At 53.0% G+C, this 14,713-nt stretch carries 10 protein-coding genes and 1 pseudogene; 2 read left to right on the forward strand and 9 right to left on the reverse strand.

Features of this window, described 5'->3' with window-relative positions; all coding sequences use genetic code 11:
- Positions 1 to 219: 219 nt before the first annotated feature.
- The 5 genes and pseudogenes from V6942_RS21585 to V6942_RS21605 form a co-directional block, all read right to left on the reverse strand.
- Positions 220 to 2,493: a retention module-containing protein gene (locus tag V6942_RS21585; protein ID WP_333501789.1), complete on the reverse strand. Its 2,274-nt coding sequence runs from the start codon at positions 2,491 to 2,493 to the stop codon at positions 220 to 222.
- A 338-nt stretch (positions 2,494 to 2,831) separates the two neighbouring features.
- On the reverse strand, positions 2,832 to 3,173 hold the full coding sequence (locus V6942_RS21590) for a tryptophan synthase subunit beta (RefSeq protein WP_106927363.1): 342 nt from the start codon (positions 3,171 to 3,173) through the stop codon (positions 2,832 to 2,834).
- Between the two features lie 20 nt (positions 3,174 to 3,193).
- Positions 3,194 to 5,131, reverse strand: coding sequence for a cyclic di-GMP receptor LapD (lapD, locus tag V6942_RS21595; RefSeq protein ID WP_333501790.1), 1,938 nt, complete (start codon positions 5,129 to 5,131; stop codon positions 3,194 to 3,196).
- Between the two features lie 9 nt (positions 5,132 to 5,140).
- Positions 5,141 to 5,839: a cysteine protease LapG gene (lapG, locus tag V6942_RS21600; RefSeq protein WP_106927367.1), complete on the reverse strand. Its 699-nt coding sequence runs from the start codon at positions 5,837 to 5,839 to the stop codon at positions 5,141 to 5,143.
- Between the two features lie 55 nt (positions 5,840 to 5,894).
- A pseudogene (locus V6942_RS21605) lies at positions 5,895 to 7,529 on the reverse strand (Mur ligase); the annotation flags it as partial.
- A 225-nt stretch (positions 7,530 to 7,754) separates the two neighbouring features.
- On the opposite strand from V6942_RS21605, the gene V6942_RS21610 reads away from it, so the two are divergent.
- Positions 7,755 to 9,173 carry a UDP-N-acetylmuramoyl-tripeptide--D-alanyl-D-alanine ligase gene (locus tag V6942_RS21610; RefSeq protein ID WP_333501791.1) on the forward strand — a complete coding sequence of 473 codons (1,419 nt, stop codon included), beginning with the start codon at positions 7,755 to 7,757 and terminating at the stop codon, positions 9,171 to 9,173.
- A 57-nt stretch (positions 9,174 to 9,230) separates the two neighbouring features.
- Here V6942_RS21610 and V6942_RS21615 read toward each other — a convergent pair whose 3' ends face one another.
- Genes V6942_RS21615 through V6942_RS21630 form a run of 4 tightly spaced genes read right to left on the reverse strand, consistent with a single transcriptional unit; the run spans position 9,231 to position 13,331 of the window.
- On the reverse strand, positions 9,231 to 10,544 hold the full coding sequence (locus V6942_RS21615; protein ID WP_182966444.1) for a PTS sugar transporter subunit IIC: 1,314 nt from the start codon (positions 10,542 to 10,544) through the stop codon (positions 9,231 to 9,233).
- Between the two features lie 6 nt (positions 10,545 to 10,550).
- Positions 10,551 to 11,240 carry a 6-phosphogluconolactonase gene (locus V6942_RS21620; RefSeq protein WP_106927375.1) on the reverse strand — a complete coding sequence of 230 codons (690 nt, stop codon included), beginning with the start codon at positions 11,238 to 11,240 and terminating at the stop codon, positions 10,551 to 10,553.
- A 16-nt stretch (positions 11,241 to 11,256) separates the two neighbouring features.
- Positions 11,257 to 12,579, reverse strand: coding sequence for a 6-phospho-beta-glucosidase (locus V6942_RS21625; protein ID WP_333501792.1), 1,323 nt, complete (start codon positions 12,577 to 12,579; stop codon positions 11,257 to 11,259).
- Positions 12,579 to 13,331, reverse strand: a complete 753-nt coding sequence (locus V6942_RS21630; protein ID WP_333501793.1) for a MurR/RpiR family transcriptional regulator — start codon at positions 13,329 to 13,331, stop codon at positions 12,579 to 12,581. Before V6942_RS21630 ends, V6942_RS21625 begins: the two co-directional genes overlap by 1 nt.
- Before the next feature lie 597 nt (positions 13,332 to 13,928).
- Between V6942_RS21630 and V6942_RS21635 the strand changes: the two genes are divergently transcribed.
- Positions 13,929 to 14,306, forward strand: coding sequence for a hypothetical protein (locus tag V6942_RS21635; RefSeq protein ID WP_182929622.1), 378 nt, complete (start codon positions 13,929 to 13,931; stop codon positions 14,304 to 14,306).
- Positions 14,307 to 14,713 lie beyond the last annotated feature (407 nt).

Genomic DNA, 14,713 nt, shown 5'->3' on the forward strand with positions numbered 1-14,713 from the left:
TAATCAGCGAGTCAGCTTGGGAAGAAATGACCTGCTTATTCGCACCTTCCTTAGCGATCGCCGTCAGGGGGATTAATGGTCATATCTTTCTGACGTTATTCTCTTTTACCCATAGTTAGGTCAGCTCTCGGCATCCGCGGGATAGCGGATATAATAAGTGGCGTTATGTGTTAGTGCCCATCTGTAAAAAAAGGGCCAGCAAGTGCTGGCCCTTTCGTATTATGCGTCTGTATCCGGCGGTGCGATAAGATGATCCAGTTCGGCAATATCATGCGCGTTCCAGGTCTCTCCACTACCGCCACCCGAGCTTTCAGCCGGTACGTCCTGAACGTGTCCTGCCGCTGGCTCACTGCCCGATGGCCCCGTCACCTGAATGAGCGCGCTAAGATCTTTGGCGTCATCATCATGAATAATGTCGCTGAGATCGATTACGTTCTCGTGATTCGGCTCGTCTGTCTCGGACTGTGCGGATGTCGCCGCCTGTGTCTCCTCTGCCTGCGCGGTATCGGTAGCGTTCAACTGGCTATCGATATCGCCGAGCAGCATGTTGAGCGATGTTTCCGGGCTTTCGTCAGCGCTTTGCGCAAGCGGTGCGTTCTGCTCTACGCTGCTCAAATCAAGGTCATCATGATCTACCAGCAGGATGGCGCCGTCCTGATCCGCCGATGTGTGTTCATCTGCGGTCTCGGCCAGGCTGGCGTCAGCGGTGCGATCGGCTGAGCTATCATCCTCACTATGGTCTATCGCCGTTCCTTTATCGGCTTCTGTACTCTCGTCTAGCGTGTGAGCCGTACTGTCGCTGTCATCAGCGTTATTCGCTAACGCCTCTTGCTGCACGTCATCGTGAGTTTCCTGGGTATCCACGCGATCGTCGAGCGAGTGATGCCCGTCGTCCTCGATGCTCATCAGGCTTACCGTTTCGCTGTCGGCGTGGTTTTCTTCGCCGCCGGTAAGATGGATATCATGATGATCGCCGTTGGCGCTAAGATCGCCAGACGTGTGCGTTGAGCCTTCACCGTTATCGATATTCGTGATGACATCCACTTTAATCGACGTCAGATCGCTTATCTGCGTTTGCGAGGTAAAGGTCAAATCAGCTTTGAGGTCGCTCCCATCGGCTACATCAATAATAATCTGGCCCGTGTTGTCGACGGTATAGCTTTTGCCGTCATAGCTTAACGTGGCGCCCGGCGGCAGGCCGGTCAGTTTAATGGATGTGATGTGATCGCCTTCCGCCGCACCATCAAGGCTGGCATCAAGACTCAGCTTGTACTCCCAGGAGGTGTGGCTATCCGGGTGTGAAGGATCCAGGCCTTCTTTACCATCACCCGAGATCACTTCGCTCACCCGGTTGTTGCCGCCATAGGTTTTGCCGTTGATGGTGACGTTGACGCTTTCGTAATAGTTAATGCTGTTATTGACGTTCGCAGAACCGGCACTTGAGCTCCAGTTCGACGTCCCCGCAACGAAGATATAGTCGTGCGCGTCGCTGGACGTGGGTTCCCGGTTCCCATTGACGGCATTCATGGGCTGCTTATGGCCGTCACTCTGCGTGTAGGTACTTTGATCGTGCAGCACAAAGATATCGGTTTTGCCCGGCGTGCCCTGCGCGTTGCCCTGGTCGTAGACGTGGATATTTTCCGCCGGGATATTACTGGAAACGTATTTCCCTATATCGCCCGCAGAGACCCAAAGCACGACGTTTGAGCCAACGGCGGTGATAACCCCGTTGCTATCGACATCGAAACCGTTCGGATTACCGCTGCCGCCGTTCACCTGCGTGGTTTTAGTCGATTCGGAGGCGGTGAAGTCGACTTTAAGAGTGATGTCGGAATCGGCGTCCGCGTCCGAATCTGCGTCGGCATCGGCATCGGCGTCCGCATCGGCATCGGCGTCCGCATCAGCGTCGGCATCTGCATCCGCATCAGCGTCTGCATCGGCGTCTGCGTCTGCGTCGGCGTCCGCATCCGCGTCAGCGTCGGTATCATCCCGCTCGGCTGCGTTTTCGCTCCGATCAAGAACCGTCAGTTCTTCTTCAATGGGGGTATTCGGGAAGTCGAGCCCCTCGGTGGGGTATCCGGCGGAGGGATCGACGCGCTCGCCGGTGAGGTCCAGAATGACATGCGTATGGGCGCCGCCGGCGCCAGGCTCGCCGCTGCCGGTAGTCGTTTGTGGACCTGCTGCCGTGGCCTCAAGCGTTTGTGTCGGGTCCTGGCCGTCGGCAATTGCCTGCTGGATCGCGGCAATGTCGGTCTGGTCCGTAGCCTGCGGGGTAGCGGCAAGGCTGTGGCTGCCGTCCCAGTGGCTATCGCGGCCGAGATCGAGGTGTTTTCCGTTTGGGAGGGTGAGCGTGACGGCACCGTTTGCGCCGGTTTCAATTTGCTCTCCGGTGAGAATTTTATCGCCTTCTACAAGCAGGCGACGGCTTCCATCTGGTGAAATAGCGAAAACCTGACCGATGATCGCTTTAATTGTCCCGGCTATACCGTTCATCTGGCTCTCCCATTTATCTTGTACCGGCTTTTCCATTGCCGCTGGAGTATGTATTAGATAGGGTCTTTATCTCTGATATTCAGAGTGACAATCAGCTGTATTGATTAATAATACTGATAATTCCTTTTCGGGAATATACCTGTATTTAGTGTGAGTTCACCAATTAACGATACCCTATAACAAATTGAGAATTTATTCTTTGATTTTAATGTCGTTTTAATGCGATGGAACGATAAAAAAACCACCTAATATAGGTGGGTCAATATTAATACTTAGAACGCTAATTATATTTAAGGCGCAGTATTAACATGCCTTAAATAATCAGTTTTCTTGAGGGTTTAAATCAATCTTTCATCGTCATCGCCGATCAGTCCTTCCAGCCCGCTCAGTGCCTGACGCGCCTGAGCACGGTTCAACAGCTTGCTTTGTGCTGCTGGCGGCAGGTCGGTGATGCTAATGATACCTTTGCTCATCAGCACTTCAATCAAGTCTTCCAGTACGCGGACCATATCCAGGTCGCTCTGCTGAAGGCGCTGGAGCGTGGCTGCACGGAGACCTTCAACCTTAAGCCACTCGTTAATTTCTGCCGTGGTCTCCGCACTTTTTTCGGTCATCCCGCTAAACTCCACGGCTTCAACCCTGACGATCCGTCCTTCACCATCGCGTTCAATAAAATGCATGGCCGTTCTCCTGAAAATGATTATAGGGTGCTGGCATCGCTAAAATAGCGGCCCATAGCGCCGTAGAGGCCAATTTTTTCCAGCACTGCCAGTTCGCCTTCGGTTTCAACCCGCTCGGCGATAAGGGGTAAATTAATCTGTCGCGTTGCCCAGTAAATGGCCTCGATAAAGAGCTTTTTGTCTTCTTCTTTATTGATTTGATGGATATAGCCGCCGTCGACTTTAATCCAGGCAAGCCCCCACTGCGGCAGGTTGCCAATCAGGTGGAAGCGGCCGCCGAAGTGCTGGAGCCCCAGGCCACAGCCCAGTTCTTGTAGTTTTTTCACCAGCAGGTTTACGCGGTCTGGTTCCGGAAGTTCGTTCTCGTCCAGCTCAAGCGTCAGACGCGACGCCAGATGGCGTGCGGCTTTGAGCGGTTGGAGCAGCGCGTTCAGGTTGTCATCGTCGGCAACGCTTTCACCGCTGATGCTAAGCGCAAAGGCATGGCTGGTGCTTTCCATGGCGCGCAGCGTCTGTTTGAGCATGACGACGTCCATGCGACGGCCGAGCGACAGGCGGCGAACCCAGGGAATAAAGCGGCCTGCTGGGATGATTTCGCCGTCGGCGGTTTTAATGCGAGCCAGTATTTTTCTATGTAAAACAATGTGTTTAGTATTGCATTCGTAAACCGGCTGCGAGTATAGCTCGAAGGCTTCTCTGTCCAGAATGTCCGTCAGACGCTGATGCCAGTGGTGGTGATCTTCGTCGGTCACCTGCTGTGCGTTGGCGTTAGCATCGACGAACGTGCGCATGTCGGCTTCTGCCGCCACCAGGATTTGATCCGCCTGACGCAGCAGATGTTGTGGGGTATCGCCATAGTGGAAAGCGACTTGGGCAAAGTGCGCCACCGGGGTGACGTCGCTCAGGCCGGTTTCGTTCAGTGATTTTAGCTGTGTGCTGAGGGCGCTGGCGAAGCTCTCCATTTCCGTCGGCAGCACCGGCGCGGTGATGATAGCAAACTCACCGCCGCGCACGCGGGCGACGAAGCCTTCTGCGTGGAAGAAGCGCTGCTGGAGGTTGTTAAGAATATCGGCCACCGCTTTAAGCAGGGTGTCGGTGTTGGCGCCGCCAAGACGCTGGTTGAGGCCCATCAGATCCTGGACGCGCAGCAGGATCAGGTTGCCGTCGGCGTGATCTTCATCGCTCAGGCGGGTCTGGAATTTAATGTCAAAGGCGCGGCGGTTGTTCAGGCCAGTGAGGCTGTCGTTATAGGCTTCCTGACGCAGAGACTCGGTCCGTTTAGCCTGTTCGCTGAACAGTGCTTTGAGCTGCGTGACCATCATGTTTGTGGCTTCTACAACCCGGCGCAGTTCCGGCGTTTTTGGCAGCGCGGGCAGGCTCAGGAACTCGCGACGGCTGATGGCGGTGGCCTGTTCAACGATGTAGTTCAGCGGGCGCAGGCGGTTGCGCAGCAGGAACGTGGCGCCCAGAATACACAGCACGCTACAGCCGGTCAGCCACAGGAAGCTGGCGACGAGGCTGCTCCACAGGCGTGAAAGGGCAAACATCGGGTGGCTAACCACCTCCACGCGCGCGGCCTGCGTCCAGCCTCGCATGACGATGGCTTCCCCCTGGCCGGGGTTCAGGTGCACCATCCGGACAAACCAGCCCGGCACGTTAGCGCTGGGCGGAATGTTCTGGCGTTCGATAATCGGGTGGCCGGTTTTGATATCGACGACCTGAATGCGGTAGAAGTAGCCACTGTCAAAAATCGAGTTCACCATCAGCTCCGTCATGACGGGATCGTCGATGTGCGCGGTCAGCGACAGGCCGAGCGCTGTGGCGGCGTCCTGGGCATGGGCGCTCAGCTGGTTATGGTACTGTTCGCGCGAGCTTTCCAGCGTGGCGAAAAAATTCCCGCAGAAGATCGTCAGCGTAAACAGGCAGATGCCAATCAGTAGCTGTTTATAAAGGGACATGACCGCTTCCTATTCATTAATTACAAATCCTTCTGCACGCATCCTGGTGAGAAGATCCTGCCAACGAGAGAGCCTTTTGCTGTCGCCCACGCGCTTGCTGCCGCTGGCCTGTGGGATCCATAAGCCTTCCCCGTTAAAGGAATACACGGGGAGCAGATCGCTGCGGGCGGTAGCGGGTAAGATGGCGGGCTTAAGGTTATCGAGGACCAGCGGAATTGCATCCGGCGTCGAATACCAGGTGACAACCATATGTGCCTGATTTAATTGTAAGGCTTTAACATAGGTAATGCGCAGCTGGCTGGCCGGAACGCCTAATTCACGTAGGGTGAAATACTTCGCCAGTGCGTAATCTTCACAGTCTCCCGCACCTTTACGCAGCGCCTCTACCGGCGTTGCCCAATAATCTTCTTGCCCCCACACCGTCATATCATCGACGAAACGGATCCGCGAATTAAAAAACTGGTTTACGCGGTTCAGCGTGGCCTGAATATTGCCCTGCGTCGGTTGTTTTAGCAACGCCTCCCAGGCGTCAATATTACGCTGTGCGGCAGGCGTCGCCGGGCCATACAGGCGCTGAGTTCGCTGATTGATGGTATTGAAATCCCAGCCCGCGCCCAGCTCCGGAGGCACAAACAGCAGCAGCGCCAGAAACAATGAGAACCATCGTTTCCAGACAAACGGATGCGCGCGATCCCGCAGGCGCTTCATTCAGCGAACGCTCATCATCAGGAGTTTATGCCGTATAGCCATGTCGATGACGCCAGTGTTTTCGGTAAGCGACATAGCCAGACAGGTAATGTTCTACGTCGTCGATGCGTACCCGGAAGCTGTGATGTCGAATGAAAAAGCTGCCCACGATGCGGGCCGGGTTCTTGAAGAACATGGCCAGTTCTGGCCAGAAAAAGCCGTTGGCCAGGTAGCGCGCCCGTGTTTCCAGCGCGAGGTTGAACTGGTCGAGATCAAAACCGTCGAGCAGATGACGATGTTCTGACTCCGCCAGCCGGGCCAGCATACGGGACGCGGCCATCATCAGCTCAAGCAGCGTGGGGTAGGTGGTGACCCGATGCATGACGAAGTCGAGATGATCGCGCACGTTGTCCAGACCAAACTGATAGTAGCGCTCAAGCGGACGGTACAGCGTGAGCTCGTTTACACAGTAGCTTAGCCAGTGGTCGTGAGCCTGCCAGTGTTTCTGCGCGATAAAGTGATCCATGGCGCGTTCCACCATCGCCAGCCAGCGCGGCGCTTTTGTGAGCCCGTACAGACGCATCAGCGCAAAGGCGGCTTCGCCGTCATAGTAGATGATGCGGTGCTCCGCCTTCAGCGACAGGTCCGACGCGTGCAGGACGTGGTTAAAGCCGCCGGTTTCTGGTTTCTGCATAAAGCCGATGCCGTTGGCCAGCCGCTGCATTTGTGCGAGGTAGCGCTCGTCGCCGGTCAGTTCGGTATATTTCGCCATCGCGAGGATGCAAACCGCATTGCCGCCGAGTTTAATTTCACCGCCGGTGTCGATCAGGAAATCGGCGTCGCTGCCGTCCGGTAGCGTGCGGGTGGCAATCAGCTCGGTAGAGAGATCGTTCAGCGCGCGTTCAATGGCGGCAAACTGCGCGGGGGCCTGGGTAACTTCCCAGCCTTCCAGCAGTGCGTAGGTTGAACTGGCATGGCGCAGGGCATTGTAGGTTGGAATCGCGCGATCGAAGCAGGGAAACCAGCCGTAATCGTAGCGCCCTGAGGGGGTGACCTGACGCGCCAGGTAGTCCGTTGCGGAGCCGATCATCGGATCGAGCGCCTCTTCCTGCCAGTGTGACAGTTGGCGATAGCCGGCGTTGCGCCCCGTTGACTCGATGGGGTAGACCCGCTCGCCGTCGCAGAACAGGCTGCGGGTCGTAAAACGCCAGATTAGCTGCTCGGGCTTTTCCGGCCAGCGTAAGACAGTGGCAAAGCGCCAGCGAGAATAGTGGGCCAGATTGGCGGCATTGGGCGTCGCAACGCCTTCTGCACCGTGGTACAGCAGCGCGTTGGCGTTAATTTCCTGCTCGAGAATCGGGCGCTGGAAGTCGGGCGTCAGGCTCAGGCCAAAGCGGAAATAATTCCGTTTGGTTTTGCCGAGCTTCTCTTGCAGCGCATCCCAGCGCAGCGTCTGAATTTTGTCGACCAGATCGGCACGTAGCCAGATAGGCTGATGCGGCTGTTGTTGCGCCCAGCGCTGTAGGTCATCCTCGGCGCGCTGCCAGGCCTCTTCCAGAGACTCGGCGCTGGCATAGGCGGTATAGCAGCGGCTCTGGCCATTCGAGGCGCTGAGAAACAGAATATAGCCCGGAAAAGGGGACGGCTGCGCGGCTGCGTTAAGCGCTTCCAGCTTAGGGCGCACATGCGCAAGTAGATGGCTCAGCGACATTTAAGCTCCTTGTCATATTGTGACGCCCTGTCTGAGATGAATCGCATTAAAATACCATTACGTATTGCGATTTATGTATTCTACATTTTTACTATATTGCTCTGAGAATAGAAAGTTACCTTACCGGGAACCGTTAATTTGGGCATAACGTATTGAATCATTACGCGTATCTTCTGCCCGTATCGCTGCGTCAGAATAAAATGTATCTGGAGTAAAAAATTAAAAATGGGTCAGACAAATGAAAAAGGAATTTTAGCGGCGAGCTGTTGGACGCGTGAATCCTTTATGGATGCCGCACCGGGGCGCTGGCTGAACCCACCGCCCGATGGTTGGCAAGCTTCGGGGGTTTCCATTTTTGCGCCCGCCATGCAGCCCGGTAATATGGTTTGCGTGCGGCCGGAGAATGAAACCGGTGGCATCCTGGCAGAACGACTCGAGACGTTGCCGTATCCCCCGACGGCCCTTATCGTCGATGATCCACAATGGCCTGTCGATGGAACTACGCCGGTTTATCTGGTTGAAGACCGAAACGAGACGCTGATGCGTTTAGGACGATACGCGCGTGACAGAATGCAGGGTAACGTCGTCGGCGTGACGGGCAGCGCAGGAAAAACAACCTGCGTCGCGATGCTGACAGCCGCACTGGCCGAGTGGGGACCGGCGCTTGGCAGCCAGCAAAATGCGAACCTGCCGCGCGGTATTGCGTGGAATATAGCGTCAATGCCGTGGAATACGCCGCAGGTGGTCGTTGAGATGGCGATTGGTCGTATGGATCTCAGCGCGCGGATGGTGCGCCCGACCGTGGCGGTGGTGACCAATATTCAGGCCGTCCACCTTCGCGATAACCAGTCGCTGCACGATATCGCGCGCACGAAGGCGATGATTTTTCTCGGTATGAAGCCCGGTGATATTGCGGTACTCAATCGCGATATGCAGGAATGGGACTGTATTTATGCGGCGACGGTGAAGCAGGGGCTGCGCATCGTGACGTACGGCCAACGGGAAGGCTGTGATTGCCGTCTGCTGACGCACGATCCGGCAACTAACGGGGTCACGGCGCAGATATTTGGCCAGCCGTTTAGCTATGCCCTCCAGGCGGAGGGCCTGCATATGGCTCTCAACAGCGTCGCCGCGCTCGCCGTTGTTTCTGCGCTTGGCTATGACCCCAACGCTGCGCTAACAAGGTTGACGCGTTTTCAGGCGCTACCGGGGCGCGGAGAGGTGAATCACCTGACCGTGGCCGCCCACCCGATCACGGTGATTGATGATGCCTATAACGCCAATCCGGGTTCGATGATGATGGCGGTATCACAGCTCAGTGACTCTGTTCTGCCGGGGCGAAAAGTGCTGGTTCTGGGCGAAATGGCTGAGCTGGGTGATGGATACGATCAATATTATCGTGCGCTGGTGGCACATATTGCCCGCAGCAAGATTGATACCGTTTATCTGATCGGTCAAACGTATCAGGACTATGCCGGCGCCATTTCCGGTGCCCAGCGTTGCATTCTGCTTGAGGGCGTTGATACGTTCAGAACCTCGTATCTGCGTGATATCCAGGACGGTGATACCGTTTTATTTAAAGGGTCGCATTCGGCAAATATCTGGAAATTAGTGAACTGGCTGAAGCTGCTGGCTTCCCGTTAGCGCCTTCGCCACCGGCTGTGATTCGCCCCTCCTCCGTACGGCAAGAGGGGCGCTGTATTACAGCGGCTGTAGCACGCCGGATGCATTGACCATTTGGTGTTCTTCATGAAGATATTGTTTGTCTAAAATCTTCACGAACGGCAGATAAATGGCGGTCGCGATAATCAAATTCACCGCTTGTAAGATGACCCCGGAAAATCCGGTGGTCAGAAAGCCAGAGACAAAAATCGGCGTCGTCCACGGAATGGAAATGCCGGAGGTCGGCGGTACCCATCCGAGGGCAATAACCGCGTAAGTGATCGTGCACAGAACGATCGGCGTAATCAGAAACGGAATCAGCATCAGCGGATTGAGAACGATCGGCAGGCCAAAAATAATCGGCTCATTGATGTTAAAGATGGCCGCAGGTGCCGCCAGCTTTGAGAGCTGTTTTAACCGCGTGCTTTTGGCCACCATAAAGATGCTGATCAGCAGCGCGCCGGTAAAGCCGGTGCCACCGGCGATTAAATACACGTCTCTGAACTGCTGAGTGATGATATTCGTTGCTGCCAGCCCTTCCTGCGTTTGTGCCAGATTTTGCGCGCTGAGCGTCTGCCAGATTGGCCCCATGACGGAGGTCACGATAGAGTCGCCATGGATGCCGAAGAACCAGAACAGGCTGATCATCGTTTCGGCAACCAGCTGTGAGAAGATCGAGTTGCCTAAATACAGCAGCGGTTCTTGCAGCATGACGCTGATGAATTTACCCGGCGTGCCAAAATGGGTGGCTGCAAACAGCGTTTTGACGATGATCCAGAACAACAGCACCACTAAAATGGGCACCAATGATTTAAACGATTTCGCAATTTCGCTCGGTACGCTCTCCGGCATTTTGATGGTAAAGGCGTGGTTTTCCAGAAACTGAACCATCTTGATGGTGATGACGGTGACGATAATGCCTAAAAACATCGATTCCGAGCTGAAATCAAGCAGCGCGTAGGCATCGGCAACCAGGCCACCCGATTCCGTCGTCACGCTGCCCGGCAGCATCAGGAAGAAAATCGCCACGGGTAAAATCGCGGTACTCTGGCTGAGATTGAGCTTGTCGACCAATTCCTTAGAGAAGGTGATTATCACCAGCAGCGTCATCAAGCCATAGCTGGCGTTGATGCCGTAGTTGAGTTTATCCAGCGTGCCTTTACCCAGCAGCGAGGTCATTAACTCGTTGTAGCCCGCAATGGGAAAGTTGGTGAGCAGCAGGAAAAAAGAACCGACAATCAAAAACGGGATCAGGGCAATAAAGGCGTTCTTAAGCGCCGTCAGGTAGATGTTTGCCGAAATTCTCTCGGCCAGTGGCAACATCTTTTGTTCGAGTAGAGAGGTTATGCTCATCGCCGATTACCCTTCAAGGTTTTTGGTCACGTAATAATGAACGTGCGGGAATTGTTTTAGGTAGATAGCAGGAACCTGAGTCCGTTGAGCATCGCCGTTGACGATAGTCTGATAAATGTCTTTTTTCGCTTCGTGGTTGATGATGACAATCACCTTTCCGGCCTTAATAATTTTGTTCAGCCCTACGGTAATGCCTTCGGTGAGCGTGACCTCTGCCGAGAAATATTTCTGGCTGGCGACGCGAATTGTGACGTCGTCGAGTTGCGTTTGCAGATAATCCGCAGCAAAGGACACGCCCGGTTCGTTTAAGCCGATATGCCCGTTCATGCCCACGCCCAGAATCACATAGTCAAACTCCTGGCCCTCAAGCGCCGCCTGGTAGTGGGCAATATTTTGCGCCGTTGCAGCAAAGGGATCGAAATGCACTAACCGAACCGGATGCGCGCACTTGTGCACAAAGTCCTGATTAATCATGCTTAAGCAGCTGCCGTCAGATTCGCTGGGCACGTTCACCCACTCGTCGAGCGCAAAAAAGGTCAGGCGTTCGGCGATAGGCGTTGCCGCCAGCGCATCGTAAACCCAGCGCGGCGTGCTGCCGGAGGGGATCAGCACGCGGGAATGCGGCTTGAGCGCGGCGAGTTCGCTGACAATCTGAGCGGCCAGCGCGGATTGACTATCAAAAGCTGTAGAATTCATTTGTATCGTCCTGCCGTTAAAGTGTCGCAATCGTGTTGGCAAACAGCGGCAGGTACTTTTTGTTGGCCCGCAGCATATCTTTAACCAGCGCAACGCCCGTGTTATCGCTGGAGCATAATGGGTTGAAAATAAACCCGGCGATAAGCGCCTGATAATCGCCGGTGGCGGCGGCTTTGACGATTTGCGCTTCGTAGTCTTTCATCATGGCGACGATGCCTTTGGCCGGAGACGGGATCTCGCCGGTGCAAATGGGCATGGGCCCATTGCGGGTCAGCACGCAGTTCACTTCCACCACCGCGTCGGTCGGTAAATTGGTGATAGCGCCGTCGTTGCGCACGTTAACGGTCTGAATACTTTTATCGTCCAGGTAGATGGCGCGAATGACGTTCAGCGCTGCGGTGGAATAGAGTGCGCCGCCACGGGCTTCCAGCTCTTTCGGTTTTTCCTCAAGGGAAACATCGCTGTACTTTTTGAACAGTTCCGCTTCGATATTTTTGACGACTTCCCCGCGCGACAGCTCGGCAGCAGCCTGCTCGGCCAGCATTTCAGTGGTTTTGAGGTAGTATTTTAAATACGACGATGGGATCAGGTGGGTTGCAGCCAGCAGCTCTTTATTAAACTGTTCGTTGCTGACGTTTTTAAAACTCAGGGTGTCGACATCCGCCGCGTTGATTAACGCAATAACTTCACGCGTGCGGTCTTCGCCGTTGTGCAGAATTTTGGTAATAAAGTTCATATGGTTGGCGCCCTGAAACTCGACGTATAAATCGTCAATGCTGGCGTTCAGCAGCGCGGCAACCTGATGGGTCATGTTGATAGGGCCATTGCACAGGCCAATAACCCGACGGTTGCGGCTGTATTTGAGCACCGCTTCAGTGACCATTGAGGCCGGGTTGGTGAAGTTAATCAGCCAGGCGTTTGGGCAGATGTCGTGCATTTCATTGGCAATATCAATGATGACCGGAATGGTGCGCAAGGCTTTGAACATTCCGCCAGCGCCGTTGGTTTCCTGGCCGATAAAACCGTATGATTTTGGCAGCTTTTCATCGACGATTCTGGCGTCGATACCGCCAACGCGCAGCTGCGTGACCACGAAATCCGCATCCTGCAGGGCCGTTTTCCGCTCCAGGGTTTGGGTCACGTCGATGGCTAAGCCCGCTTTGGCCAGCATTCGTTGGGTCAGTTGGAAAATGATGTTCATTTTTTCTTTGCCCATCTCTACGTCAACTAACGCAATATGGGAGACGGGGAGCTGAGCGTGGTTTTTAATCACGCCTTCAATTAGTTCTGGCGTGTAGCTGCTTCCTGCGCCAATGACGACGAGTTTAACGGTTTTCATTAATCTTCTACCTTTGAATTAAATTTTAATGATACTTTTCTGACGTTCGATAAATGGAAAAGCATGATATCTATGATGGCTATTTGTATCGGGTAGCTAATATTTTCAAATGCCGTATCTTTAATAATGGCATTTTTATAGAGCAATACGGCATCGGCGTTCAGTGCCAGCGTTGAATTGGAACGACTGGTGATTGCCGCCACTTTTATGCCGTTTTTCCGGGCGTTCAGTATGATTTCTTCCAGCATTTCAGATTCACCACTGTTGGAGACAATCAATACGCAATCATTTTTAGTCAGAAAACGGCTGCGCACATTACAGTTGGTGTAGTCCGTTTCATTAAGAATATTAAAACCCAGCACCATCAGGTTATAGCTGACATATTTAGCTACGCTATCAGAGGTGCCATATCCCCAGGTGATAATTGTGTTGCAGTCGGACAGAAAATCACAAAATGCTTTTACTTTACTTTCAGATATTTTGGTTAAGGCGTCCTGCATCTCCTGCATGTATTCACTGATAAAAGTATTGTGTTGTTGTGAGTGGTTCGCCCTTGAGAACACATGTCGAATGTCGACCTTAAACTCTTGATAATTATTAAAACCCAGCTTTTTTACCAGTTTAGAAATGGAGGGCGCGGTGGTATATACGCGTTCGGCCAGTTCGTGAATCTTCATCTTATAAACGTCAGCAGGGTTTTCCTGGCAGAATTTATAGATACGTAACTCATTGCTGGTTAAATCTTTTCGCATGGAGTGCACCTTTTAATATACCGTGCGGGCACGGCATTGGCTCTCGGAGGGGATCTTAACAAGGTGGTATTGGAAATAGGTTTTATGATTTAGAAATTAATTTCCGTGATCTAAGTTATAAATTTCCTTGCCGCTGGCTTTCTCCTTTGCGGATTTGTGCCAGGGCCGTGTAGCAATGACAACCACGGGGCAGGAGAGGGGACGAGTGTTCAGCAGAGAGAACGTCTGACGGGTGAATGTATTCGATGATTATCGGGTAGCCATTGGATGGTTTTGAGTCATTTTACCTATGGCAGGGGAGCCATCAATCTTATGATTCATAAAATAGGCGTAGAGGTCGTCTTTTTTGATGGGCTTGGCCGGTGATTTTACGTAATTTATCATATATTCTAAGGCGGATAATGCTCGCGAATACGTTAACTATGACATTAATTTACACACGACTTGCAGAACTCTAACTCATCACGACTATAATGCACCGGCGCGAAGGGACGGGCGATTTATTCAGAATTTAATAATGCCATCATCATCACTGTTCAGATGATGACGTTATTTTTAATTTAACCCATGATGCTTATATTTAAAGGACTAAATTAGATGATCAAAATATCCTTCTGGAAGGGTGTTCTGGCTTGGGTGAAGCTATCCTCACTGATGTTCTTTGCCTTCAGTGTTGTGTTGTTGTTGCCACACTTGGGTTTTGAAGACTTCAACATTTCCAGGCGTTTCCTGTCAATGAAGCTGTTTGTTATGGTCGCTATCGCCGCCTACCTGATCTACGTTTTTTCTTACGGAAAATTTCGACTGAAACGGCGTGGATTCCTCCTTGCGGGTCTCGGCCATATTCTCTCCTGTCTGCTATTTGGGTTTATGTTCTATCCGATCGTCGGTTTTGCCATGGCCGTGTTCTACGCGATTGCGGCATATAAATTAGCGCAGACCAGGATAGGCTGTCAGTGCCATCATATGGCATAACCGGTTCACCGTCGTTTTTATCCTCTCAGTAAACGCGACGGTGCGACGTCTTGACCATGGAGGGTTGATGATGACCAGAATCGCGTTTGTTTTCATTTATTCGCTGTTGTTTACCGCTCTTATTATCGCTTTCTCAGAGGTTTACCTCTTTAAGGCACAGCATCTCGATATTTTCAGAGACAACATCAGAGAACTTAGCCAGGTCTTGGATCTGTAATCGCTACGTAAGCTGTGTGTAAATTCCAGACAAAGAAAAGCCGCGGGCTGACGTTTGTTTGATGCATAAGATACGATTCCGGCAGTGCCTTCCTTCTGGGGCTGTATGTAAACTAACCATACGTTCATGTGTGGATACGTCAGTTTTAATTATTGTTCTATAGTAATAATCTTAGCCCTGGTATTAATAA

It is taken from the genome of Kluyvera genomosp. 2 (assembly GCF_036759865.1).
GTDB classification, from domain to species: Bacteria; Pseudomonadota; Gammaproteobacteria; order Enterobacterales; family Enterobacteriaceae; genus Kluyvera; species Kluyvera ascorbata_B.

Bases quoted from the DNA above. Each gene is read 5' to 3' on its own strand.
- V6942_RS21585 (WP_333501789.1), bottom strand. From the start codon at position 2,493: ATGAACGGTATAGCCGGGACAATTAAAGCGATCATCGGTCAGGTTTTC.
- V6942_RS21590 (WP_106927363.1), bottom strand. From the start codon at position 3,173: ATGCATTTTATTGAACGCGATGGTGAAGGACGGATCGTCAGGGTTGAA.
- lapD (WP_333501790.1), bottom strand. From the start codon at position 5,131: ATGTCCCTTTATAAACAGCTACTGATTGGCATCTGCCTGTTTACGCTG.
- lapG (WP_106927367.1), bottom strand. From the start codon at position 5,839: ATGAAGCGCCTGCGGGATCGCGCGCATCCGTTTGTCTGGAAACGATGG.
- V6942_RS21610 (WP_333501791.1), top strand. From the start codon at position 7,755: ATGGGTCAGACAAATGAAAAAGGAATTTTAGCGGCGAGCTGTTGGACG.
- V6942_RS21615 (WP_182966444.1), bottom strand. From the start codon at position 10,544: ATGAGCATAACCTCTCTACTCGAACAAAAGATGTTGCCACTGGCCGAG.
- V6942_RS21620 (WP_106927375.1), bottom strand. From the start codon at position 11,240: ATGAATTCTACAGCTTTTGATAGTCAATCCGCGCTGGCCGCTCAGATT.
- V6942_RS21625 (WP_333501792.1), bottom strand. From the start codon at position 12,579: ATGAAAACCGTTAAACTCGTCGTCATTGGCGCAGGAAGCAGCTACACG.
- V6942_RS21630 (WP_333501793.1), bottom strand. From the start codon at position 13,331: ATGCGAAAAGATTTAACCAGCAATGAGTTACGTATCTATAAATTCTGC.
- V6942_RS21635 (WP_182929622.1), top strand. From the start codon at position 13,929: ATGATCAAAATATCCTTCTGGAAGGGTGTTCTGGCTTGGGTGAAGCTA.